This window comes from Sphingomonas sp. BL-S-28, assembly GCF_055521515.1.
On sequence record NZ_CM145483.1, the window covers coordinates 2,024,101 to 2,048,845 of the forward strand.

19 protein-coding genes are annotated in these 24,745 nt (G+C 63.0%); 12 read left to right on the top strand and 7 right to left on the bottom strand.

All coding sequences use genetic code 11. From position 1 onward, the window contains the following. Positions 1 to 58 precede the first annotated feature (58 nt). Positions 59 to 1,837 (bottom strand): IlvD/Edd family dehydratase, encoded by a 1,779-nt coding sequence (locus tag ACZ1JC_RS08475; protein WP_465139983.1) that lies wholly within the window; start codon positions 1,835 to 1,837, stop codon positions 59 to 61. 247 nt (positions 1,838 to 2,084) lie between these two features. Here ACZ1JC_RS08475 and ACZ1JC_RS08480 point away from each other — a divergent pair, with 247 nt between their 5' ends. From ACZ1JC_RS08480 to ACZ1JC_RS08495, 4 genes are all read left to right on the top strand, one after another. Further along, the gene (locus tag ACZ1JC_RS08480) at positions 2,085 to 4,793 is read left to right on the top strand and encodes a TonB-dependent receptor (RefSeq protein ID WP_465139982.1); all 2,709 of its coding nucleotides are present in this window, start codon (positions 2,085 to 2,087) and stop codon (positions 4,791 to 4,793) included. Positions 4,794 to 4,984: 191 nt separating this feature from the next. After that, the gene (locus ACZ1JC_RS08485) at positions 4,985 to 5,608 is read left to right on the top strand and encodes a MarC family protein (RefSeq protein ID WP_465139981.1); all 624 of its coding nucleotides are present in this window, start codon (positions 4,985 to 4,987) and stop codon (positions 5,606 to 5,608) included. 65 nt (positions 5,609 to 5,673) lie between these two features. Then, the gene (locus tag ACZ1JC_RS08490) at positions 5,674 to 5,994 is read left to right on the top strand and encodes a hypothetical protein (protein WP_465139980.1); all 321 of its coding nucleotides are present in this window, start codon (positions 5,674 to 5,676) and stop codon (positions 5,992 to 5,994) included. Positions 5,995 to 6,193: 199 nt separating this feature from the next. Continuing rightward, positions 6,194 to 7,522, top strand: a complete 1,329-nt coding sequence (locus ACZ1JC_RS08495) for a glycoside hydrolase family 1 protein (protein WP_465139979.1) — start codon at positions 6,194 to 6,196, stop codon at positions 7,520 to 7,522. 53 nt (positions 7,523 to 7,575) lie between these two features. On the opposite strand, the gene ACZ1JC_RS08500 is transcribed toward ACZ1JC_RS08495, so the two are convergent. Continuing rightward, the gene (locus ACZ1JC_RS08500; RefSeq protein ID WP_465139978.1) at positions 7,576 to 8,172 is read right to left on the bottom strand and encodes a TetR/AcrR family transcriptional regulator; all 597 of its coding nucleotides are present in this window, start codon (positions 8,170 to 8,172) and stop codon (positions 7,576 to 7,578) included. A gap of 98 nt (positions 8,173 to 8,270) precedes the next feature. Between ACZ1JC_RS08500 and ACZ1JC_RS08505 the strand changes: the two genes are divergently transcribed. Continuing rightward, complete coding sequence (locus ACZ1JC_RS08505) at positions 8,271 to 10,598, top strand: TonB-dependent receptor (RefSeq protein WP_465139977.1); 2,328 nt, start codon at positions 8,271 to 8,273, stop codon at positions 10,596 to 10,598. 32 nt (positions 10,599 to 10,630) lie between these two features. Further along, complete coding sequence (locus ACZ1JC_RS08510; protein ID WP_465139976.1) at positions 10,631 to 11,929, top strand: metallophosphoesterase family protein; 1,299 nt, start codon at positions 10,631 to 10,633, stop codon at positions 11,927 to 11,929. 87 nt (positions 11,930 to 12,016) lie between these two features. Here ACZ1JC_RS08510 and ACZ1JC_RS08515 read toward each other — a convergent pair whose 3' ends face one another. Next, positions 12,017 to 12,610, bottom strand: coding sequence for a TetR/AcrR family transcriptional regulator (locus ACZ1JC_RS08515; protein ID WP_465139975.1), 594 nt, complete (start codon positions 12,608 to 12,610; stop codon positions 12,017 to 12,019). Between the two features lie 49 nt (positions 12,611 to 12,659). Between ACZ1JC_RS08515 and ACZ1JC_RS08520 the strand changes: the two genes are divergently transcribed. Further along, complete coding sequence (locus tag ACZ1JC_RS08520) at positions 12,660 to 13,505, top strand: oxidoreductase (RefSeq protein ID WP_465139974.1); 846 nt, start codon at positions 12,660 to 12,662, stop codon at positions 13,503 to 13,505. 126 nt (positions 13,506 to 13,631) lie between these two features. Here the strand turns inward: ACZ1JC_RS08520 and ACZ1JC_RS08525 are convergent, their stop codons facing one another. Then, complete coding sequence (locus ACZ1JC_RS08525) at positions 13,632 to 14,384, bottom strand: SDR family NAD(P)-dependent oxidoreductase (protein ID WP_465139973.1); 753 nt, start codon at positions 14,382 to 14,384, stop codon at positions 13,632 to 13,634. A gap of 122 nt (positions 14,385 to 14,506) precedes the next feature. On the opposite strand from ACZ1JC_RS08525, the gene ACZ1JC_RS08530 reads away from it, so the two are divergent. Continuing rightward, a complete protein-coding gene (locus tag ACZ1JC_RS08530) occupies positions 14,507 to 14,623 on the top strand; it encodes an SDR family oxidoreductase (protein WP_465169067.1) in 117 nt (38 codons plus the stop codon). A gap of 59 nt (positions 14,624 to 14,682) precedes the next feature. Here ACZ1JC_RS08530 and ACZ1JC_RS08535 read toward each other — a convergent pair whose 3' ends face one another. Further along, on the bottom strand, positions 14,683 to 15,483 hold the full coding sequence (locus ACZ1JC_RS08535) for a FadR/GntR family transcriptional regulator (RefSeq protein ID WP_465139972.1): 801 nt from the start codon (positions 15,481 to 15,483) through the stop codon (positions 14,683 to 14,685). Positions 15,484 to 15,576: 93 nt separating this feature from the next. On the opposite strand from ACZ1JC_RS08535, the gene manD reads away from it, so the two are divergent. After that, positions 15,577 to 16,785 (top strand): D-mannonate dehydratase ManD, encoded by a 1,209-nt coding sequence (gene manD / locus ACZ1JC_RS08540; protein ID WP_465139741.1) that lies wholly within the window; start codon positions 15,577 to 15,579, stop codon positions 16,783 to 16,785. 56 nt (positions 16,786 to 16,841) lie between these two features. Here manD and ACZ1JC_RS08545 read toward each other — a convergent pair whose 3' ends face one another. Next, entirely contained in the window at positions 16,842 to 18,362 is a 1,521-nt protein-coding gene (locus ACZ1JC_RS08545; protein WP_465139740.1) for a GH39 family glycosyl hydrolase, read from the bottom strand. A 32-nt stretch (positions 18,363 to 18,394) separates the two neighbouring features. Further along, positions 18,395 to 21,076, bottom strand: a complete 2,682-nt coding sequence (locus ACZ1JC_RS08550; RefSeq protein ID WP_465139739.1) for a glycoside hydrolase family 2 TIM barrel-domain containing protein — start codon at positions 21,074 to 21,076, stop codon at positions 18,395 to 18,397. Between ACZ1JC_RS08550 and ACZ1JC_RS08555 the strand changes: the two genes are divergently transcribed. The 3 genes from ACZ1JC_RS08555 (at position 21,077) to ACZ1JC_RS08565 (ending at position 24,672) form a co-directional block, all read left to right on the top strand. Further along, positions 21,077 to 21,352: a hypothetical protein gene (locus ACZ1JC_RS08555; RefSeq protein WP_465139971.1), complete on the top strand. Its 276-nt coding sequence runs from the start codon at positions 21,077 to 21,079 to the stop codon at positions 21,350 to 21,352. A gap of 409 nt (positions 21,353 to 21,761) precedes the next feature. Then, on the top strand, positions 21,762 to 23,066 hold the full coding sequence (locus ACZ1JC_RS08560) for a cation:proton antiporter (RefSeq protein ID WP_465139970.1): 1,305 nt from the start codon (positions 21,762 to 21,764) through the stop codon (positions 23,064 to 23,066). A 97-nt stretch (positions 23,067 to 23,163) separates the two neighbouring features. Continuing rightward, positions 23,164 to 24,672: a tryptophan halogenase family protein gene (locus ACZ1JC_RS08565; RefSeq protein WP_465139969.1), complete on the top strand. Its 1,509-nt coding sequence runs from the start codon at positions 23,164 to 23,166 to the stop codon at positions 24,670 to 24,672. The last annotated feature ends 73 nt before the right edge of the window (positions 24,673 to 24,745 follow it).

A 24,745-nucleotide genomic window follows, 5' to 3' on the forward strand; every position in this document is an offset into this window, starting at 1 on the left:
CTCGAAACTTCAGTCTTTACAGGCTGCTGGGCTGGCCTGCAGGGTATCTTCGACCGCATCAATGGCTGTCGCGCGGCAAGCCGCGCGTCTGGGCAATGCGCTGGTACTTTTCGGAGCCTTCCAGGATCGCCCCCGTCGCGAACTGACCGACGAGGCCGCGCTGGATCTCCTGCCATGGGGTTTGCGATTCCGGTGTGACCGCCCGCTCGATCTCGGTCAGATCCGCGCGGCGCCGGGCCACTTCGGCGTCGTCCACAAGCATGTCGGCGCGGCGGTTGGCAAGGTCGATCCGGACCCGGTCACCGGTGCGCAGCAGGGCAAGGCCGCCGCCCACCGCCGCTTCGGGCGACGCATTGAGGATCGACGGGCTGCCCGAAGTGCCGGACTGCCGCCCATCGCCGATGCAGGGCAGCGCGTGAACGCCGGCACGGATCAAGGCAGCGGGCGGGCGCATGTTCACGACCTCCGCTCCGCCCGGATAGCCGACCGGGCCGGCGCCGCGGATGACCAGGATGGTATTCTCGTCGATGCCGAGGTCGGCGTTGTCGATGCGGTGGTGGTAGTCTTCCGGACCGTCGAAAACGACGACGCGGCCTTCGAATACATCCGGTTGTTCGGGATTGGACAGGTATCGGCTGCGAAACTCTTCGGAGATCACCGAAAGTTTCATGACCGCGCCGTCGAACAGGTTGCCGGTGAGCACGGTGAGGCCGGCCGCCTCTTTCAGTGGCCGCTCGAAGGGGCGGATGACGTCTTCGTCGACGATCCTGGCACCAACGAGGTTTTCGGCCACGGTGCGGCCATTGGCCGTGAGGGCGCTGCCGTCGATCAATCCTGCCTTGTTCAGTTCGGCCATGACGGCCGGCACGCCGCCGGCCCGGTAGTAATCCTCGCCAAGATATTCCCCTGCCGGCTGGAGATTGACCAGCAGCGGCACGCTGGCCCCGTGCTCCTGCCAGTCTTCCAGCGTCAGTTCGACGCCGATATGGCGGGCGATGGCGTTCAGGTGGATCGGCGCATTCGTGGAGCCGCCGATCGCGGAATTGACCCGGATCGCATTGAGGAAGGCCGAACGGGTCAAAATGTCGGAGGGTTTGCGATCAGCCGCCACCATCTCCACGATCGCGCGGCCGGTTTCCCACGCGCATTCCTGGCGATCGCGATAGGGCGCGGGGATCGCGGCAGAACCCGGCAGCGACATGCCAAGCGTTTCCGCCAGCGAGTTCATCGTCGTGGCCGTGCCCATCGTATTGCAATAGCCGGTGGAGGGCGATCCGGAGGCGACCAGCTTCAGGAAGCCCTGATAGTCCAGTTCTCCCTTGGCCAGCATCTCGCGCGCCTTCCAGACGATCGTGCCGGCACCTGTGCGCTTGCCTTCGTGCCAGCCGTTGAGCATGGGTCCGACCGACAGCGCGATCGCCGGAATATTCACGGTCGCTGCTGCCATCAGCGCGGAAGGCGTGGTCTTGTCGCAGCCGATCGTCAGCACCACCCCGTCCAGCGGATAGCCGTAGAGCAGTTCGACCAGGCTGATATAGGCAAGATTGCGGTCCAAGCCGGCCGTCGGTCGCTTTCCGGTTTCCTGCAACGGGTGGCTGGGAAACTCGACGGGAATGCCGCCGGCGTCGCGAATGCCCGCCTTGATCCTTTCGGCCAGTACCAGGTGATGGCGATTGCAGGGCACAAGGTCGCTGCCCGATTGCGCGATCCCGATGATCGGACGCCCCGATTGCATCTCTTCTATGGAGAGGCCGTAGTTCAGATAGCGCTCCAGATAGAGCGCGGTCATGTCCGGATGGGTGGGGTCATCGAACCACGCGCGGGAGCGCAGCTTCATGGTGCGGCCGGCGCTGGCGTCTTCAGCGGATGATATGTTCGCCTCCCCATAGTTTTGCCCGATGCCTTCGCGGGTGCCGCAGGAAATGTGCGGATCCCGCGCGGGGGCGTTGCCTGGATGCCGCTACCATCGGGCATTTTAACGTGCAACCTATTTATCGTACAAATATGTCTTGTCGGACAACATTGCCGGAGTTATGAGCGCTTTCAAGGCTCGCTGAAGGAGCCGGTTGTTGTGAGGGAGGATCATGAACCACTTTACCCGCTCGCTCGTCCTGTCGTCGTCGGCGCTGGCATTCCTTGCCTGTGCGCCCGCCTATGCGCAGGAAAGCATTTCGCCGTCGCCGGAAGATGCCGGCAACGAGATCGTCGTCTCCGGTCAGCGCGCCAGCCTTGAAGCCGCGCGCAACATCAAGAAGAATTCGGACAACGTCGTCGATTCGATCGTCGCGGAAGATATCGGCAAGCTGCCGGACACTTCGGTCGCCTCGGCGCTTCAGCGCGTCGCCGGCGTGCAGGTGCAGAACGGCTTCAACAACGAAATCCAGTCCCCGATCATTCGCGGCATCGGCGATATCCTGACGACCCTGGACGGTCGCGAGATCTTCACCGGCGTGGGCCGCGGCTTCTCGTTCCAGGATCTGCCGGCGGAAGCCGTCAGCGGGATCGACGTCTACAAGTCCAACACCGCCAACCTGATCGAAGGCGGCGTTGCCGGCGTCATCGACATGAAGCTGCAGAAGCCCTTTAACTTCGACAAGGGCCTTACCGTTGCCGCCAACGGCCGCGTCTATCACGGCACCGTGTCCGATGAGACCAGCTATACCGGCGGCGTTCTCATCTCGAACCGCTGGGATGCGGGCGACGGCGAAATGGGCCTGCTGGTCGATGCGTCCTATGGCCGCAACAACTTCAGCCGTCCGATCTCGTTCAACTGCGATCCGCGTTCGAGCAACCACGGCCCGGCCGGCGCCGCCGACATGGTGCTGCCGACTTGCGTGGGCGGCCTGACCGACACCGGCCACAACACCCGTCCGCAAGTCAATGCCGCGTTCCAGTGGAAGGTGACGCCGGAACTGGAAGTCTATCTTGACGGCCTTTACACCGGATACCGTTCGAAGTTCGCCACCAACTTCATCTTTGGCGACCTGTTCGCGGGCAATTCGATCACCAACGCGGTTGCCGGCAGTGATTGCTTCTCGGCTTACGTGGACGGCGCAGGTTTCGCCAATCCGAACCCCGGTCCGAACGATGTGCCCGAGAACCTGTGCATCGGCCAGTCCGCGACGTTCAACGGCGTCGATGCGCTGACCAGCACCCAGGCGAAGAAGCAGAGCACCGACCAGTATGTGCTGGGCGGCGGCGTGAAGTGGAACACCGACACCATCCACCTCGTCTTCGACGGCAGCTACATCCAGTCGAAGAACGCGAACCGCGCGATCATCGTTGACATCGCCAAGCACGGCACCTCGATGGACGTGCTGGTGAACGACAATGGCCACGGCACCACCGTGATGCAGGGCGATCCGCTCAGCACGCCGGATGGCTTCGTCTTCGCCAACACGCTGTTCCAGGACCTCAACAAGTCCAACAGCCGCCAGTACGCGTTCAAGCTGGACTCCACCTTCGATATCGACAGCAACTTCCTGCGCGAAGTTCAGATCGGCGCTCGCTATTCGGACCGTGCCGGCACCTTCCGCGCCGTCGCCGGTGGCCCGGCCTTCCCGGGGCCGGATCGCGGCACGCTGGTCTCCTCGGTCGCCGGCCTGCCTTCGGACTTCCTGGTGCGCTCGCCTGACTCGATCCCGTACATCAACAACGGATCGCACTGGTACACGCCGAACCCGGACTACCTGCTCAACAACACGGACGAATTGCGCGCGTTTTACGGCGCCCCGGCGGGCGACCCGGCCTGGGATCCGACCCGCAACTACGACGCCAAGGAGAAGACCTTCGCGGCGTATATGCAGGGCAAGTATCAGGTCGATCTGGGCGCTTCCTCCATCGACGGCCTTGTCGGCCTGCGCGTCGTGCGCACCAACCGCACGATCGACGGCACCTCGCAAGTGGGTAACGTCTTCATCCCGGTGACGCGCGATACGACCGACGTTTACGCGCTGCCGAATGCCAGCATCCGCTTCCGTGCGACGCCGTCGCTGCAGTTCCGCGGTACGTACGCCAAGACCATGTCGCGCCCGGCCTTCGGGGATCTCAACCCCGGCCTGACGCTGGCCTCGCCTGTCGGCAATCCGAACATCCGTTTGGCGGGTTCGGGCGGCAACCCCGATCTCAAGGCACAGATTTCGGACAATTTCGACCTGACGGCCGAATACTACTTCGGCCGTTCCAGCTACATCACCGTGGCGGGATACTATCGCAAGCTGAAGGATCGCGTGGCGCCGTCGACCTCTATCCAGGAGATCAATGGCTACACCTACCTGATCACCCAGCCGCGTAACGTCGGTTCCTCGAACCTGAAGGGCGTCGAAGTCGCCGGCCAGGTGTTCTTCGACTTCCTGCCCGAGGGCTTCGACGGTCTGGGCGCGATCGGTACCTTCACGCTGGCGGACAGCAAGGTCACCACTCCGGACGACCCGCTGGAAGGCAAGAATCTGCTGGGCGTTTCGAAGTACAGCTACACCGCCGGTGCGCTTTACGAGAAGTACGGCATCACCGCGCGTATCGTTTACACCTGGCGCTCGGGCTACAACGAAACGTTGTTCGGTGTCGGAACGCTTACGGGTTCGGACTTCACCAGCCAGTTCAACAAGGTCAAGTCGAACGGCCGCCTCGATTTCTCGATCGGCTATGACGTAACCCCGAACATCACTGTCAGCGTGGACGGCGTGAACGTGAACGGTTCGAAGTACTACAGCTACTTCGACCGCCCCTCGTTCCCGCATGACATTCGCATCGACGACAAGTTCTACGGTGCAAGTGTCCGCGTGAAGTACTGATACCTCCGGGGGTCCATCCCTCCTCCAGGATTCCCGGACCCATGGGGCGGGGCGGCTGCGGCCGTCCCGCCTTTTTTTGTGCCTGAAAGTTCGCCTGGCCATTCATGCGCGGTCAGCGGCAGATGCGGGGCGCGCGCCGCGGCCGGATTGCGGTATAGTCCGCCAGGACCGGATCGAAGGGGACTGGCGCGATGCTTCAGGATTACCTGCTGCTGATCACGCAATTGACCACGCTGTGGGCGGTGATGGATCCGATCGGCCATGTCCCGCTGTTTCTGGGCGCCACCGCCGGTCTGAATGCGGCCGAACGGCGCCGCGTGGCGCTGATCGGCGTGGGTGTAGCCTATGGTCTGCTTGCCTGTTTCGGGATGCTGGGCCAGATCATCCTCCATGCCATGGGAATTTCGCTGCTGTCGTTCCAGATCGCCGGCGGCCTCATTCTCTTCGTCTTCGCGATCTCGATGGTGCTGGGGGGCCATGCACCACCGGTGACGACGGGAGACGGTGACCTGTCCGTCGCGATCTATCCGGTGGCGACGCCGATCATCGCCGGGCCGGGATCGCTGCTGACGATCGTTCTGCTGATCGACAACCAGCGCGGCCACTTTTCCGCTCAACTGGTGACGCTGCTGGCCCTCGCCGTGATCTGCACGCTTCTGCTGTGCGCATTGCTGATGAGTTCGGCGATCCACCGCGTTATCGGCACCGGCGGCGCCAATCTGCTGCGGCGGGTGATGGGGCTGATCCTGGCGGCGTTGGCGGTCAACATGGTGCTGAGCGCCCTGGCCATCTGGCTGCATCTTCCCGAGATTTGAAGTGCCAGCCGATCCTCTTGTATGCAAAACTGTATGCAAGACTGCCGGGAAACTGGGAATTGCCGATGCCCGATCCGAAACTTGACGAGCGTACATGCCGGATGATCTGCCCGATCGCGGCGGCCATGGTGGGCGTCTGCCTTACCGCCATCGGCATCCTGCAGATCAAGATCGCGGTTCAGGGCACGCAGACGTTTGCCGACGACCTGCTTTCCCTCGATGCCGTCCTTTTTCTGATCTCCACGCTGTTCGCCTATTTCGCGCTCAGGTCCGTGCCCGAACGCCGGCTCCACGTATTCGAGCAGATCGCAGACGTAAGCTTCATATTGGCGATGGCGCTGATGGTGGGCGTGTGCCTGTTCATGACTTATGCGATCAGCATGTAAGAGGTGCAATTGCCGATGCCATGATTTGCCCAAGGCGCAGTGGATGCTCGCCGAGATGATCCACTATCCACCATGACAATGATTGTAGGAGTCTGGCCAGTGGCTGCCGAGAGCGCCGTTGTTCGGCTAGACAGAATTAGAAATATTGTTCTAGTATGGTTGTGAGAGCCGATATGGCCGAACAACGGGAGAGAACTTTATGGACCGTCGCGCCGCGTTAACGGCCGCTGCAGCAACCGCCGCAAGCATGATCGCGTCAGCGTCCAAAGCCGCATCGCTCCTGCCGCGGGCCGGAACTTTCCCAAACGGCTTTCTCTGGGGCGCGGCAACGGCGGCGCATCAGGTCGAAGGCAACAACGTCAACAGCGACGTCTGGGCGATGGAGCATGCGACGCCGACGGTCTATGCCGAGCCGTCGGGCGACGCGGCCAACAGCTTCATGCTGTGGCGTACCGATCTCGATCTGGTGAAGGGCCTGGGGCTCAACACTTATCGCTTCAGTCTGGAATGGGCGCGGATAGAGCCGGCAAAGGGCCAGTTCTCCATTGCGATGCTCGATCATTACAAGGCGATGATCGACGGGTGCAGGGCGAGAGGTCTGACCCCCTTCGTCACCTTCAACCATTTCACCACGCCGGCATGGTTCGCGGCGCAAGGCGGCTGGTCGAATGCGGAAGCTCCCGCACTGTTCGGGCGCTACTGTGAAAAGGCTGCCCGGCACCTTGCAAGCGGCATAGGCTATGCCACCACGCTTAATGAGCCCAACCTGAGCGGGCTGCTTGACGTGGTCCTGCCCGGGGATATCGGCCAACGCCTGCTTGGCGCGGATCGCGCCATGCAGGAAGCCGCTGCAAAGGAACACGCAGTCGCACGGTTTCTGCCGGGCAATCCGCTCTATGTCGCCGATCCCGAGGTTGTGCAGGCGAACCTGCTGGCCGGTCACAAGCGGGGCCGCGAGGCGATCAAGAGCGTGCGCGGCGATCTTCCTGTCGGCGTCAGCCTTGCCATCATCGACGATCAGGCGGCCGGGCGTGACAGTCTGCGCGATGTCATGCGCGGCAAGCTCTATCGGCCCTGGCTGGAAGCGGCGCGCGGTAACGACTTTGTCGGCGTGCAGAACTACGAACGCGCGGTCTGGAACCAGAAGGGGCGCCTGCCTCCGCCGGCAGGCAGCGAGACCAACGACGTGGGCGCCGAAGTCTATCCGCCATCGTTGGCGGGGGCCGTGCGATATGCGCATGAGGTGAGCGGGGTGCCGGTGATCGTGACCGAACACGGCATAAACTCCGCCGATGATCGCAAGCGCGTGGCGCTGATCCCCGCAGCGCTGAGCGAGCTCAAACACGCGATGGACGACGGCGTGCCGGTGCTCGGCTATATTCACTGGTCGCTGGTGGACAACTTCGAGTGGGTCTTCGGCTACAAGCCCCAGTTCGGGCTGCACAGCCTGGATCGCACGACGTTTGCGCGTACGCCAAAGCCATCAGCGAAAGTGCTTGGGCTTATCGCGCGCAACAACGCGGTCTGATTTGCCCGCCCGCTCCCCCAAAATTCGCGTTTCGAGCATTTTCAAACGGACTCTCAGCCCGACTCCATTTCCAGCAATGTCAGCGCGCCGTCGACGAGGCGGATGATCTGCCGCTCGGTCGGTGTCGTGCGCAATACGGCGACATGAAAGATGATCGCGCCGATCAGCGTATTGAAGGCAAAGTCGCGGACCTGCTCGCAAGTGCCCGGTCGCGCGCGTTCGAGTTCTCGTAAGTAGAAGGCCTGCTCATTGGCCCCATGCCGCGCCAGCGCGGCGGAGAGATCGTGATGGTGTTCGGCGCTGACCGACATCATCAGCATGGCGGGCCCGCGCACGCCCGCCATGTAGGTGCAGAGCGCGCTTGAATGCGCGATCAGCACCTCGCGCGGGGTCATGGTGTCATCGGTCTTCGGCTCGATCCGCCGCGAGGTCTGGCCCAATATCGCCTCGACCAGTTCGGCCTTGTTGGCAAAGCGCCGATAGAGCGTGGAGCGGCTGCATCCGGCCAATTCCGCCACGCCTTCGAAGGTGAGCCCTTCGTACCCTTTTTCCGCCAGAATCCGCCATGTGGCCTCGGCAATGGCCACATCCTTTTCCTCGTCACGCGGGCGCCCGCGGCCACGCGATTGCGTTTCCGTTTCATTCGTCATCGCTTCCCCCATTACGCGATTCAGTCTCACAAATCTGTCACAGAATAACGATACACGCTCGTCCCGTATTTCGGAATTGTAAAAAGGGGATTCGGGTCGTGTTCGGAAAATTCGCCGTGTTTTCAAGTTTTCTGGCCCTGAGCGTGGGCCAGGCTTACGCCGAGGAGGCGCCTGCGGCGCCCCTTCCGGCCGACAGTGGTTCCGGCGGCGATATCGTCGTCACCGCGCGCAAGGTGAAGGAGAAGATCGGCGACGTTCCGCTCGCCATCACCGCCATCGGCGGCGACGATCTGCGTCGCAACGACCATATCCGGCTGGAGGACCTCAACCAGCTCGTCCCCAGCACCAATGTCGTCGTTACCAACGGCCACCAGACCAGCATCTCGATCCGCGGTGTCGGCAACAACCCCGGTAGCGACGGGCTGGAGAACAGCGCGGGCGTCTTCATCGACGGCGTTTATCTCGGCCGCCCGGGCATGGCGGCCACCGACCTGATCGACATCGCCCAGGTCGAAGTGCTGCGTGGGCCCCAGGGTACGCTGTTCGGCAAGAACACGACTGCCGGTGCAATCAACATCACCACCGAACTGCCGCAGTTCGATTGGGGTGGCCGCGCGGCAGTGACCTACGGGCGCTTCAACTACCAGCAATATCAGGGCACCGTCACCGGTCCGATCAGTGACAATCTCGCCTTCCGCCTGACGGGTTATGACACGACGCGCGGCGGTATCGTCAGGAACATCACCAATGGCGAGAAGGTCAGCGATCTGGGGCGGCGCGGCGCCCGTCTGCAGCTTCTCTACAAGCCCTCTGCCGATCTCAGTATCCGCCTGGTCGGCGAATATGCGCGCGAGCAGCAGAGTTCGGGGGCGGTCACCGTGATCCCGAGCTGGGGCCTCACCCCGTCCGCGATCAAGACCAAGCTGGACGCGACCGGCGCGACCCTCGCCATCGATCCGGACGGCCTGACCACCGCGGCCGGGGGCCCCTACAGCACCGGCACCCGTCAGGCCGCGGGTTCGGCCGAGGTCAACTGGAACTTCGGCAGCGGCTTCACGCTGACCTCGCTCACCGCCTATCGCTACTGGCAGTACGACAGCGCATCGGACACCGAAGGCAGCAGCGCCGATGTCATGTACGGCGGCTATCACATCAAGAACGACCAGTTCACGCAGGAAGTTCGGCTGGCCTTCCCGCGCATGGGTAACTTCGATGCGGTGGCGGGTGCCTATTACTTCTACCAGAAGGTCGATACCACGCAGTACGTCTCCTATGGCCAGGATGCTGCCGCGTGGCTGGCGGGCATGCCGACTGCGACGATCAGGGCCTATGCGCCTTACTCGGCCGCACTGGCCACTCTGCTTGCCTACAACGGTACGCGCTGGGACACGCATGCCGCGCCGGAAACCAACAGCATTGCCGGCTTCGGTCAGGTCAACTGGCACGTGACGCCGCAGTGGAACGTGACCGGCGGCCTGCGCGTGACATACGAGACCAAGCAGGAGGAGGTGACCCGCCCGGTGCCGGTCAGCACGGCGACCGGCGATCCGGTTGCCGCGCTCGCATCGCAGGCGGCGGGGCCGATCCATGCGCGGATTTCCAACACTGCGCCGTCGTTCCTGATCAGCACCGACTACCGCTTCAACCCCGAGGTGATGGTCTACGCGCTGGTTTCGCGCGGACAGAAGGCGGGCGGCCTCAACACCACGCTGCCGCCTTCGGGACTGGGCGCCGACGCGCTCAAGGTGAAGCCGGAGACGGCGACCAACTATGAAGCCGGCATCAAGGGCGATTTCCTGAACCATGCCCTGACCGTCAATCTCGACGTGTTCCGCACCGATATCCGCAACTATCAGGCAAACGTGCTGATGGAAGTGAGCGGTCAGGTCGTTCAGCTTCTGACCAACGCAGGCAGTGCCCGGACGCAGGGCGTGGAAGCCGAAGCGACGCTGCGGCCGGTGCAGGGTTTCACGCTCCACGGTTTCGTTGCCTACAACGATGCCAAGTACCGCGAATATACCGAAGGCCCATGCCCGGTGGAAACGACCGGACAGGCCACCTGCGACCTTTCGGGCCGCCCGATCGCGGGCGCGCCGAAGTGGACCGCCGGCATCAACGGCTCCTACGAGCATGAGATCGCATCCGGCCTCGTCGGCTATGCCAGTGCCGAATACTCCTATCGGTCGAAGTACTTCGGTTCGCTGGACGATTCCGCGCTGACCCGCACCGGCGGCTACGGCCTGCTCAATCTGCGCGCGGGTGTGCGCCTCAACGATAACTGGGATCTCTCGGTCTGGGGTCGCAACGTCACGGACAAGAAGTACGCCACGAACTACTTCAACTACGGCTCTGTCCTGCCGGGGACTTACGTCGCGTTCTTCGGCGATCCGGCGACTTACGGCGCGACGCTGCGCTTCTCGTTCTGACATTTCCTGACATGCATCGGAGCCATAGACTCATGAACACGCTTTCCCGCCTGCTCGCGCTTTGCACCTGCCTTACCGGCGTCGCCCTCTCGTCCGCGCCCGTTTCGGCTGCGGACAAGGCTGACGACAGCTTCACCATCGCGGTGATCCCCGACACGCAGAACTATGTCGACTATACGCATCAGACCGGCGCAGGCTTTGCGTTCGATGCCAGCAAGCTGTTCCTCGACCAGATGGCTTTCGTTGCTGCCAACCTGAAGAGCGCCGGCGGCGATATCGCTTTCGTCGACGGGCTTGGCGACAATTGGCAGCACCAGTCGCTGATGATCGATCCGGCCCACGCCGCACGCGGTTTCAAGCGCGCGCCGAACCCCATGATGGACGCTCACTTTGCGCCGACGGAAAAGGTCCATACCGTCGAAATGCCGACCGTCGGGCAGGGCTGGGACATGATCGCGGGCAAAGTGCCGTTCTCGGTCGTTCCCGGCAATCATGACTATGACGCGATGTGGACGGATTCGAACCATCCGCCCGCCGCGCAGGTCCGCAGTGCGGCCGATGTGGGGATGCTGCATTCGGGCGGGCTGTCCAACTGGAAGAAGGTGTTTTCGGACCAGTCGAAGTACTTCAAGGGCCAGTCCTGGTACGTCGCCAGTCATGACGACGGTGCCGACAGTGCCCAGATCTTCACGGCGGGCGGCTATCGCTTCCTGCACATCGGCCTCCAGTTCGATGCGCCGAATGACTCGCTGAAATGGGCGGCGGAAATCATCAAGCGTTACCCTGGCCTGCCGACCATCGTGTCGATGCACGACTTCCTCGATACTGCCGGCAACCGCCTGCCGAACCCGATCATCGACAACGCGGCGGTCGACCCTGAAGACAACAGCCCGCAGATGATCTGGGACAAGTTCATCAGCCAGAACGACCAGATTTTCATGGTTCTTTGCGGCCACGAACACGCGCAGGCTTTCCGAACGGATGCCAACCGGTTCGGCCATCCGGTCTATCAGGTGCTGGCGGACTATCAGGACCGGGCGCAGACCGCCAAGGACGCCGGCGCCAAGCTGGAGCCGGGCATGGGGATCGGCGACGGCTGGCTGCGGCTGATGACGTTCGACATGGGCGCCAAGGTGCCGCAGGTGAAAGTTCGGACTTATTCGACGCACTACAAGGTCAACAGCGTCGACGCGCCCGACTACGCCAAATGGTACAAGGCCGAGGAAAAGCCTAAACTGTCCGATGCCGAATATATGAAGGCCGACGATTTCACGATCGACCTTGCCGATTTCCGCACGCGCTTCCGTAAATCCGGGGGAGCCGCGAAGTAAGCAATCCGCAAGCGTGATGAGCAGCGAGGGCGTGCGAAACCGCAATCGCCTGCTCATCACGCGCGTTCCGGGGAAGGGCGTCTGGCCTTATTGACGAACGAAGCGCGACAGCAATGCATCGGCCAAATCCTCGGCCTCCCGGCTGAGAGCGTCATCCGCCAATTCCCCTGCGGTCCAGAACGAGAGGATGCCGCGAAACGCGAAGGCAAGCTGTCGCGGCAGCAGACGCAGCGCCTCTTCCTTGCCTTGCATGGGCAGTTCTTCGCCGGAGCCTAGAGCCAGCGTCCAGAGAGCTGCCGAATGGGCAAAGACCCGCCCCGGCGAAGGACCGGCGGTGCCGATCCAACTCATCACGCCGCGATTTACAGCCGGCTCCTCCAACATCACTGCAGCGGCGGTCCTGGTGGCAAGCAGGACTCTGTCCCGAACGTCTTCGAGGGGCGGCGCCTGGCGGAAGCGCTCTATCATCGTGTCGATCCTGCGTGCCGAAAGGGCATGCATGATCGCCACTTTGCTGCCGAACTGGTTGAACGGCGTGGCAAAGCTCACCCCGGCCTCGGCCGCGAGATCGCGCATCGAGAAATCGGCCTTTCCTTCGCGCATCAGGCGCTCGGCAGCATCGAGGACGCGGTGACGCAGCGGTTCGCCTCTCAGGGGCGAGGGGGGCTTGATATCGGTCATGGCAAATCTATATCATGATATAGTTGATTCGAACAGTCTGGAGTGAACGATGGCAGATGCCCGCAACAAAACCTTCCTGATCACGGGCGTCAGCTCCGGTCTGGGGCGGGCGTTTGCCGAGGCCGCGCTGGAAGCGGGCCACCGCGTGATAGGCACCGTCCGGCGGGATGAGGATGCCGCGGCATTCGGAGCGCTTGCAGCCGATCGCGCATTTCCGTTGAAGCTGGATGTTACGGACTTCGCGGCGATCCCCGCAGCCGTGCACGAGGCCGAGCAGATGGCCGGGCCGATCGACGTATTGGTGAACAATGCCGGCTATGGCCACGAAGGCGCGCTGGAAGAATCCTCCATGGACGATCTTGAGCGCCAGTTCGCGGCGAATGTCTTTGGCCCGGTCGCCTTGATGAAGGCCGTACTGCCAGCCATGCGTGAGCGGCGCTGCGGCCACATCGTCAATGTCACCTCGATGGGCGGCTTCATCACGATGCCGGGCCTATCGTTCTATTGCGGGAGCAAGTTTGCGCTTGAGGGCATTTCCGAGGCGCTTGGCAAGGAAGTGGCGGGTTTCGGGATCCGGGTAACAGCGCTCGCCCCCGGACAGTTCCGTACCGACTGGGCGGGGAGGTCGATGGATCGCACGGCACGCAGTATTGCCGACTATGACTCCGTGATGGATCCGCTTCGCACCGCTCGCCAGGCAAAGAGCGGCCATCAACCCGGCGATCCGGCCAAGGCTGCGCAGGCATTGCTGGCGCTGGTCGCTGCCGAAAACCCGCCGGTACGCCTGTTCCTAGGAGAAGATGCGCTGGGTCTGGTCGAGCGCAAGGTGGACGATATGAAGGCGGAAATGGGTGCGTGGGATCAGCTCTCGCGATCGACCAGCTTTGCCGCTTGAACGCTAATGGAACAGGCGCTGTCCGATGAGAAACGCGTCAGCGCGGCGGTGTTACGGCAGCGGGCGTGAGGACGGCCCCGGCGAGGCGATCGGCCTTGCCGGGGTGTTGTCGCCGGTGATCCGCCCCTATCCGATGAACATGCCGCCATTGACGGCGAGTACCTGGCCGGTGACGTAGCTGGCGCCATCCGAAGCGAGATATTCGCAGGCCGCTGCAATATCGTCCGGCGTACCGGGACGCGGGATCGGGATATGCTGGGAAATGACTTCCAGTGGCGGAAACGTTCCGGCTGCAATGCCGGCCTCGGCCATCGGCGTGGCGACGACCGAAGGGGGGATGGTGTTGACGGTAATGCCCCGGCCGGCGAATTCGCGGGCAAGGGAACGGGTCAGCCCGATCACGCCGGCCTTGGCGGCGGAATAGTGCGCGCGGTCTGATGCCCCGGACTGCGCCGCCTGTGACGAGATGGTGATGACACGGCCCCAACCGGCATCGACCATGTCGGGCAGGGCGGCCTGAACCGTATGGAAAACGCCGGTCAGGTTGATGTCGATCATGCGCTGCCAGGTGTCGACGGTCACGTCCTGAAAGCGAATGCTCTCGGAAATGCCGGCATTGGCGACCACGATCGCGATCGGGCCCAGTTCTTCGCGAACGGCGGCGTAGGCGGTTTCCACACTCTCCCGATCGGAAACGTCCACCTTTCGCGCGACAATACGCGCGCCCTGTGCCCGAAGCGCTTCACTTTCGCGCTCCAAAGCTTCTTGCTGGACGTCGAGCATCGCCACCGGGTAGCCCTTGCTCGCGAATAGCCGCGAGACGCCGAGCCCGATACCTGACGCTCCGCCCGTGACGACGACGACGCGATTGGCAACCATTCCTTCCCTCTCATTTGTGGCGCTCGGCAAGAGTTCGCCTGCCTTTTCGTGCCCGGCAACCGATCTTCATTGCGCTCGTTTATGAGATATTGTGGCGCACAAGCTGAAGCCTGTCCAGCCGGCTGGGCCGGGTCAGCTTCGCTGATGACATCGCCCGCGCCATTCTTTTCTGCGCATCGGACATGGCCATGTTCATGACCGGCAGCACCTTGCTGCTCGACGGCGGCAGGGCGGCCTAAGTTTTGGCGAGCCCGGCGCACAACGCGCCTGGGGCCCTCATTTTGCCGAATTAATGCGGCTACACTTCCTTAGCGGAGCGCAGGAACCGTTCCCGCGTGGCGGCAACCGACTGGCGCGCAGCAGCGACCGCCTCTTCCTCGACAGCGAACAGAAGGTGCTGAAGCACGGCATTGAGGTGCGCGTGCATGGCCCCACGCGCGGCGACGGGATCACGCTGTCGCAGCGCGGTCAGGATGGCGCGGTGTTCCTCTACGACCGGCTTCACATTGGCCGTCCGGGCTTGCTCAAGCAGCAGTCGGCACTCCGGCGAGGTGGACCGCAGTGTCCAGAGCTGTTCGACAGTCCGGGCAATGGCACTGTTTCGGCCAGCCCTGGCGATCGTCATGTGGAAGGCCATGTCGGCATTCTCGCCGCCATTTTCTTCGGCGTTCTCCTGCTGGATGGCTTTGACGAGTTCTTCCAGTCGCTGGAGTTCCTCATCGCTGATATGGCGCGCCGCCAAAGCCGCGCTTTCCCCCTCGATGAGCAGTCTGGCTTCCACGAGTTCGAATGGGCTGACCGCGAATTCCGGTTCGTTGTCGACTTCGCCGGGAAGGCGGATCACGAATGTGCCAGCACCCAGCCGGGCCTCGACAAGGCCCAGTACTTCCATCGCGAGCATGGCTTCGCGCACGACGGGCCGGCTTACGCCCATGCTGATGGCAATGTCGCGCTCCGCCGGCATACGGTCGCCCACCGCATAAGTTCCCGATTGCAGTTCGGCGATCATCGCCTTGGCCACGCGGCGGTATAGCCGACCGTCATCGTCGGCCGCCGGATCCGCTCCAAGCGGCGGCTTCGCCCCCATGATACCTGGCATAGCTTTCCACCTTATCGTTGTGGTAAGACCAATATTCTCTAACTGGTAAACGCAATCTAGCGTGCTTTAAACTAGCCGGGATCAAGTCGACACATGAAAATTCAATCGGCCAAAGTGATCGTGAGCTGTCCGGGCCGCAATTTCGTCACACTCAAGATCGAGACCGACCAGGGCGTCTACGGGATCGGCGATGCCACGCTCAACGGGCGTGAGAAATCGGTGGTCGCCTATCTTGAGGATCACGTGGCGCCCTGTCTGATCGGCATGGACCCGCGCCGGATCGAGGATATCTGGCAATACCTCTATCGCGGCGCCTACTGGCGGCGCGGCCCGGTGACGATGCGCGCGATCGCGGCGGTGGATGTGGCCTTGTGGGACATCAAGGCCAAGATGGCGGGCATGCCGCTCTACCAGCTGCTGGGCGGCCGCAGCCGCGACGGCGTGATGGTTTATGGCCATGCCAACGGCAGCGACATCGCCGAAACGGTGGAGGCGGTGGGCCAGTATATCGACATGGGTTACAAGGCGATCCGCGCCCAGACCGGCGTGCCCGGGATCCGCGATGCCTATGGTGTCGGCCGGGGCAAGCTCTACTACGAGCCTGCCGACGCGGCGCTGCCTTCGGTAACCGGATGGGATACGCACAAGGCGCTGAATTACGTGCCGAAGCTGTTCGAAAAGCTTCGCGAAACATATGGGTTCGATCATCACCTGCTGCACGACGGACATCATCGCTACACACCGATGGAAGCCGCGCGCCTGGGCAAGGCCCTGGAGCCCTTCCAGCTGTTCTGGCTGGAGGACTGCACACCTGCCGAAAACCAGGAAGCCTTCAGGCTGGTGCGCCAGCACACCACGACGCCGCTGGCTGTGGGCGAGATCTTCAACACGATCTGGGACGCCAAGGACCTGATCCAGAACCAGCTGGTCGACTATATCCGCGCCACGATAGTCGGTGCCGGAGGTCTGACGCACTTGCGCCGGATCGCCGACCTTGCCGGCCTCTACCAGATCCGGACCGGCTGCCATGGCGCCACCGACCTCTCGCCCGTCACCATGGGAACCGCGCTGCACTTCGATACCTGGGTGCCCAATTTCGGCATCCAGGAATACATGCGCCACTCCGAAGAGACCGACGCGGTGTTCCCGCACGACTACCGCTTCGAAAAGGGTGAGTTGTTCTGCGGCGAGACGCCGGGCCACGGCGTCGACATCGACGAGGCGCTGGCGGCGAAGTATCCGTACAAGCCGGCCTATCTTCCGGTGGCGCGCCTTGACGACGGAACGATGTGGAACTGGTGAGGCAAACGCCGCTCCCCGGCAGCATCCCTTCGTGGGTTGATGCCGGGGCGCATGGGTCAGGCGAGCTCGACGAGAGCGAGGCCCTCTGGAGGCAGTTCGAGTGTGAGGGTGCCGTCCGCATTCAGACGGCGGGTTTCCACCACCGGCCGAGAAACCTGGCGCAGCTGTGCGATCTGGGTGCGCGAGGGATAACGGGGCGAGCCCATCGCCCGCCAGGTCGGCATGGGCGATCCGCGTTCCCAATCGACAAACCGGACTTCGGCCGTCTTGCGGTCCTTGATCCCGTCAAGCTGCAGAGTCAGCCTCTTGGGCCCACCTGCGATCTTGCGCTCCGAGGTCATGCCCGGGATTCCCCCCGGCTGGTCGACTTCCGCAAGGTTCCAGACGAGTACGGAAATCCGCCCGTTCCTGTCTTTTGAAGCCAGTGCCGGCCCCTGAGCGGCGAGGCGCTGCGTCCCGAGGCGATGCAACAGGCGATAGGTGCTGAACGAGGGTTTGGCGATGCCGTCGATCATCATGCTCCATCCCATAGAGCCTTCCTTGAGCATGTAGTCGTCGACGCCGAGTTCCTCGTACATGCCGCTGAGGGTCCACTGCGACATGCCAGCGCAGTGCACCATGCTGTTGGCGATGACGTGAGCGATCATCGCCGGGCTGTCGGACGACCATTCGGACAGCCACATCGGCTTGCCCGCGAAGGGACCGGCATCGATCGTGCGCCGGGCATTGGCAAGGGCATCGGGGATGACGTCGTTGATGCCGCGTCGGGGGCTGCCCTTGCCGAAGACGTCGTCTTGATCGTCGCCGGCGTAGACATGGGTGGCGAAGAAATCGACCGGGGCGTTATTCGCAGCGCACCATTGCCCGAAATCGCCGATCCACGCTGTCTTCGAGGTTGCAGGACCACCGACCTGAATGCGCGGATCGACCGATTTGATGGCGGTCGCGGCGGCCTTGTACATCTCGAAGTAGCGCTGCTTGTCAGCTGTCCAGAAGAAGGAGAGGTTGGGTTCGTTCCAAACTTCGAAAGGCCAGCTGCGTACGGCTTCGATGCCGTAGCGATCCACCATCGCCGCCGTGAACGACTTGATGAAGGCGGCATACTCGGCATCGGAAGTCGGCGGCGTGATATTGCCGCCGTAAAAGCCGAACTGGGTTTTGCCTGAAGCGAGCTTGCCGGGCATGAAACTGAGTTCGACATAAGGCGAGACGCCGACATCGAGCAGGCCGTCGTAGACACGGTAGACATTGAGCCAGTTCGGCCCGCCGTTCCGGCGCATCTCCAGAATGCTCTTGCCGAAGACGCCGAGCTCATCGTTGAAGATGCCGTGGAACCGGGCGCGCTTGATGCCGGCTTCGGTCACCGCCAAGCGCATGTCCTGCCGCCATTCCTCGCGCATGGTGATCGCCGCGCGGTCCGATCCGACGCATTCCTCCCAGACATGCGGCAGCGCGCCGGCAATCGTGCGGGTATCGACCTGGACCATTTCACCGGGAATATTAGCGGCCCTCACGCCGCCGGCCGAAAGCGCGGCCGCCGCCGCGCTCGATGCCAGAAAGGTGCGCCTGTCAAACATGCTGCTCTCCAAGGAATTCGGGCTTGCGGCGTTCACTGCGAAATCTCGATCCCGGCCAAGGCGGCATTTCCCGAGACGCTTGAAAAATCGAGGATCAGGCGGCCATCGGCGACGGTGGCCGGGAAGCTGCGGACCAGTTCCTTGAGCGGGGCGCCGGCTTCCTTCAGGATATTGAGGCCCTGGATGACAGCCTGACCGTTTGCCTTCACGGTAAGCGCCTGATCGGGCGAGGCGGTTTTGCGCGGTTCGAACAGATGAAGGGTTACCGTCCACCGGCCGTTGGGCAGCGGGATGTCGTAGGCGTAGGCATCGCCATCGCGCCAGTAGTCGAACAGCGCCGGGTCGGCGGCCTGCACCTGCCGGATCGGCGCCATCGAGCGGCCGCCGAAGCCCACGAGGTTGAGCACCACAGGCTTGCCGCCTTTCACGAAAGTGTCCGAGCCGAAATGCCGCGTGCCAAGGTCCAGCCCGGCAAGGCTGCCGGTATTGATCCGCAGGCCATTGCGTTCGAGATCAGGGCCGTTCCAGGTGGCCGTGTCGCGCAGGGTCTTGCCGTCCGTTGTCGTTGAGACCACTGCCGCGTTCGCGCCGGGGCGAAGGACGACGTTCTTCCATTCGCATACGAAATCGGTGCAAGGCGCCGAGCCGATCGATTTGCCGTTGATCGTGAGGGTCGCGGACGGGGCAGTCGAATAGGCTTTCACATCCATGACCGGGTAGGCCCGGTCGACATAGCGCTTGCCTGCGAAATGCAGGGCAGGGGTATCGCTCCAGGCGACCTTGTAGAACCAGAAGGCGTCCTTGCGCTCCTTGCGGTCTGCGGTGACCAGACCCTTGTCGTTGAGATCGACGGCATCGCCTTCGTTGCGCAGGTCGCTGGAGAAATCGAACATGGCCCAAACCCAGCTGGCGAAGACGAAATCACGCTTGGCGATGCTCGGCCATGTCTGTTCGTGGACCCATGCCTGATATTCTTCGGGGTGAGGGCGGCCGACGAAATTGACGAAGCCGCTCAGCACGTCGTCGCTGTGCTGGCTGATCGCGCCGCCTGCGCCGTATTCGCTCAGCGATAGGGGCAGCGCGGGATGGTCGCGGTGGAGCTTGTCGAGCGTGTCGCCAAGGTCCGCCCGTGCCTGCAGCGGGTTGGGATAGTACCACCCGTAATAGCGGTTGTAGCCGATGAGGTCCGCCGTTCCGGCGAGCTTCTCGCCGGCGGTCTGGATAAGGCCGAGGCCCTCGCAGCAGTCCGCGAATGTCGTTGGACGGTCCGGATCCTCCTCTTTTGCAATTGCATTGAGGTGCTGGAGTAGTGCGAGCGGCTGCGGCGGCGCGCCCTTCTGGCCGAAGCCCTTGGCCGAATCCACTTCATTGCCGACCGACCACATCAGGATCGAGGGATGGTTGTAGTTCTGCCGGATCTGTTCGCGCAGTTGCTGCTCGGCGTTGGTCCACAGAGCGTCCGAGCCCTTACCTCCCGATACGCTGGGCGTGGTGACGTAAGGCAGCTCGGCCCAGACGACCATGCCCGCTTTGTCCGCCAGATCGGACCAGGCGTCGGCATGCTGGTAATGGGCCTGGCGAATGGTGTTTGCGCCAAGTTCCTCGATCAGCGCCATGTCTTCGGCATGCTGTTTCGGTGTGAGAGCCCAGCCAGAGCCTAGCGCGTCCTGATGGCGGGAGACGCCGCGTAGTTTCACATGCCGATCGTTTAGGGAAAAGCCGGCATTCGCATCGAAGCGGAACGTGCGAAGACCCAGTGGCTGCGTCACGCGATCTAGCTGTGTCTTGCCGTCCGTAAGGATGGAGGTGACCGAGTAGAGGTAGGGATCGGCCCTGCCGTCCCAGCGATGGGGGTGGGCAATGTCCAGCGCTACGTGTTGCTCGCTGGCTCCGGGCGCCAAAATGACGGGCTGAACCGTTTGGGCCACGATCTTGCCACGCGCGTCGCGGATCTCGGTTGCAAGCGTGAGGTTTCGAGGCGTCGGGCCTGCATTCCGCAGCTTCGTGCGGACTTCGACGGCTGCGCTTTCCGGCGTGATCCTTGTGGCGTGCGCGTAGACCCCGGGGCCGCCGAAATCGAGCGGGTCGATCGAGGCAGCCGGAAGCTGGAGCAGCGAAACCTCGCGGTAGATGCCTCCATGCACGAAGAAATCGCCGGACAGCGGTATGACTTCGGCGGTGGAACTGCCGGGCTCCACCTTGCTGTTGTCGGCACTGACCACGACCAGATTGCGCTGGCCCGGCTTCCATGCGTCGCTAACGTCAAGGCGGAAGCGGGCGAACGCGCCCATGTGGGTGCCGACGTGACGGCCGTTCACCCACACTTCGGCCAGCTTGCTGACCGCGGCAAAGTCCAGATACTGGCGATCGCCCGGCTTCGCCTTGGGTCCATCGACCCAGAGGCGATACCAGCCCACCCCCTGCCGGTTATCGGTCTCGGCGCCGCGTGTCAGGGTATAGGCGCCGATGTGGTTCCAGCTGTGCGGGACAGAGACCTGCTGCCAGTCGCGGTCGTCGAAGTCGCTTCCCGTAACTGACGCGGGTTCATCGCCGAAACGAAAGCGCCAGCCATGCGACAGGTCGATTGCGGGCCGGGCGGCGGTGGTTTGGGCCGCAGTGCGATCCTTGGCAACGACAGAAGGCGAAGCGAATGCCGCGCTCACGATGGCCGAGCCCAGCAGCATTGTTTTCAGCACCCGCTTGATATCGCCCACTTGCCATTCTCCCGTTTGCTTGAGGCCCGCGCTTGCGGCGGGCTGACTTGTGTTCATTCGGAATTGTCGGTTGTTCAGCAGCGGTACCGGGCCGAGCAGACGAAAAAGATGGTTGTTCGCCATATCCGTTCTTCGTCCGAGGTTCGCATCAGCAGGATGCGCATGGTCGAAGCGCATCCCGCCATCTCCAACATCGGTTATTTGTGCGATACGGTGGCGCGTATAATTGCAGCCCCGCACCGTGAATTTGGTCAGACCAATTTGAATTGGGAGTAGCCGGTGACGAAACTGAATTCATCAGGTTTCGGGCCTTGAGGGCCCTTGATGGTACATTGGACGGCATGGATCGCTGCGGCGATCGAACCTGCCGGGACTTACGGCGACCACTGTCAGTGCGCCGGACTTGCATTGATGGGGTTCTCATCCTTCGCACGCGTCTGTGGCCGCGCGGGTGGCGGGCACCCTGTGCGCAAGCATTTCCGGCTCGGTATGACATCGCAATCAATGATGCATTTCCGGGACTTGTGGCGCATCGGCAACATACCGCCGCCAACCTCCGAAATTCGGTTCCGGAGAACGCTGCTGCCGAGGAAATTGCTTGCGTGTCGGGTCAACCCCGGCTCACTTCCCCGCCCGAATGGCCGCGCAACCAAAGCGCGACGGCCGGGGTATTTGGGAGACGTGCATGAGTCCTGCGGAATTGAGCGTCGCGTTCTTCTTGCAGATGTTCGTGATCATCGCCGCATGCCGCGCGGCTGGCTGGGCCATGAAGCGCTTCTTCGACCAGCCGCAGGTCATCGGCGAAATGATCGCCGGCATCCTGCTCGGCCCCTCGCTTCTCGGGCTACTGTCCCCGGACATCCAGCATTTCCTGTTTCCCAAGGAAACGAAATCCGTCCTCTACGTCTGTGCCCAACTGGGCGTGGGGCTTTACATGTTTCTCGTCGGCCTTGGTTTCAGGACCGACCATTTCCGCGTGAATGCCCGCAGCGCCTTTGCCGTGTCCCTCTCCGGCATGGCGGCGCCTTTCCTGGCTGCCGTGGCGATGACCCCCTGGCTGTTCGGCATGAACCTGTTCGGGCCGCAGGTCAGCACCTTCCAGGCGACGTTGTTCATGGGCGCTGCCATCTCGATCACCGCCTTCCCCGTCCTTGCCCGCATCATTCAGGAGCGCGGGCTGGCGCGCACGCCGCTCGGCTCGCTGTCGCTGTCGGCCGGGGCGATCGATGATGTGGGCGCCTGGACGGTGCTGGCGATCGTCCTTGCCAGCTTCGGCGGCGGGCCGGTCGTGGCGATCAAGGCCGTGGTGGGCGGCGGACTGTTCGCGCTGTTCATGCTCACGGCCGGTCCGCGCCTGCTGGCGCCGCTGGCACGCTGGGCAGAGCGCGAGGGCCGCATCGTACCGCCGCTGCTCGCAACCATCGTCGCCCTGTTCATGCTCAGCGCCTGGGCCATGGACGCGGCGGGGCTCCATTCGGTGTTCGGCGGATTTCTGCTGGGCGTGGCGATGCCGCGCGGGCTGCTCAGCCGTGAACTGAAATCCCAGCTGGAACCCTTTACGCTGGCGCTCTTGGTGCCGATGTTCTTCACGTTCTCCGGCCTCAACACACAGCTGACGCTGGTGAACAGCGTTGCACTCGCCGGTATTGCGCTGGTCATCCTGATCGGCTCCATCCTGGCCAAGGGCGTTGCCTGCTGGGCTGCGGCCCGGCTGACCGGGCAGGACAATCCGACCGCGCTTGCCGTTGGCGCCTTGATGAACGCGCGCGGATTGATGGAACTGATCATCATCAACATCGGCCTGCAGAAGGGCATCATCGGCCCGGCGCTGTTCTCCATGCTCGTCGTCATGGCGCTGGTGACGACGCTGATGGCCTCCCCCCTGTTCGAACTGGTCTACGGCCGCCGTGCCCGGGCCAGCGGCGCGCTGGGCAATTTGAACGAGGATGGGGACGAAGCGCCGGAACGTCCCGCCGCCGGGGCCACCTGAGCTGTCCGTAGCCCTTTGAATTGTCCGCTCAGCCGGACACAACCTTTCGATTATCCGTACAATGCGGCCCCCGATGCCGCCATCATGGGAAGTGGAAATGCAGCAGGATCCTTCTTCGGACCGTGTGGTGAAACGCGTCGTGGTCGCTGGCGGCGGCACCGCCGGCTGGGTTACAGCCACGGCGCTGGTACGCCATTTGGGGCCGCTGATCGATGTAACCCTGATCGAATCGGAAGAAATCTCGACCGTCGGCGTCGGCGAATCCACCGTGCCGACCTTCAAGACTTTCCATGACCTGATGGGGATCAAGGAAGCCGAGTTCATGGCCGCCGCGCAGGCGACCTTCAAGCTGGGGATCGAGTTCAGGAACTGGGGCCGCGCCGGCGATCGCTACATCCACCCTTTCGGCACGATCGGCTCGCGCGTGTCCTGGATGGCGGAATTCCATCACTTCTGGCTGCACGCACAATCGCGCGGATTTGGCGGCGAACTTGGCGAATACTGCCTGGAATGGGTGGCGGGAGAGGCCAACCGCATGTCGCTGAGCGCCGCGCCGAACATGGGCTATGCCTATCATGTCGACGCCAGCCGCTACGCCCGCTTCCTGCGCGCCATTGCCGAGCCGGCCGGCGTGAAGCGGATCGAAGGAAAGATCCGCAATGTCGATCTCCATCCCGAAAGCGGCTTCATCGATGCGCTGACGCTGGAATCCGGAGAGCGGATCGAAGGCGACCTTTTCGTCGATTGCACCGGTTTTCGCTCGCTTCTTCTGGGTCAGGCCCTTGGTGTAGAATTCGAGGATTGGGGGCGCTGGATCACCACCAACAGCGCCGTCGCCGTCCAGTCGCGATCATCAAATCCGCCCCAGCCTTACACCGGCGCCTACGCGCACGAGGCGGGCTGGCGCTGGAAGATCCCGCTGCAGCACCGGGAAGGCAACGGCCTCGTCTTCTGCAGCGAGTTCATGTCGGACGACGAAGCGCGGGCAAAGCTGCTGGAACAGATCGACGGCGAGCCGACGATTGAGCCCTGGCTCCTGCGTTTCAAGACGGGCATGCGGACAAAGAGCTGGTTCCGCAATTGCGTGGGCCTGGGGCTTGCCGGCGGCTTCATCGAGCCGCTGGAATCGACCAGCATCCACCTGATGATGGCGGCCGTCACCCGGCTGATCCAGGACTTCCCCTTCAACGGTTGCAACGAAGCGCTGATCGACCATTTCAACGAGAAATCGCGCCTGGAATTCGAATCCATCCGCGATTTCATCATTTTACACTATCACGTCACCGAGCGGGACGATTCCCCCTTCTGGCGCCGCTGTCGGACGATGGACATTCCGGATTCGCTGAAGGAGCGGCTGGACCTGTGGCGCGAAGACGCGCGTGCCTTCAAGCTGGAGGATGAACTGTTCCGCGTCGATAGCTGGACCTCCGTGCTGCTGGGGCAGCGCCTCGATCCCCTCGGCTACCACCGCCTTGCCGAAATGATGCCGGAAGCCGCTTTGCGCGGCCATCTCGATCGGATGCGGTCCGAGATTTCCCAAATCGCAGCCAGCATGCCATCCCATCCGGATTTCCTCAGGTCTTATTGTCCGGCTGAGGCGTTCTGACGATGGGGCTGGTCACTTGGGGTTGGTCACTGGGGGCCGAAGTTCGGTGGATGGTGTTCCGATCTTCGACGGA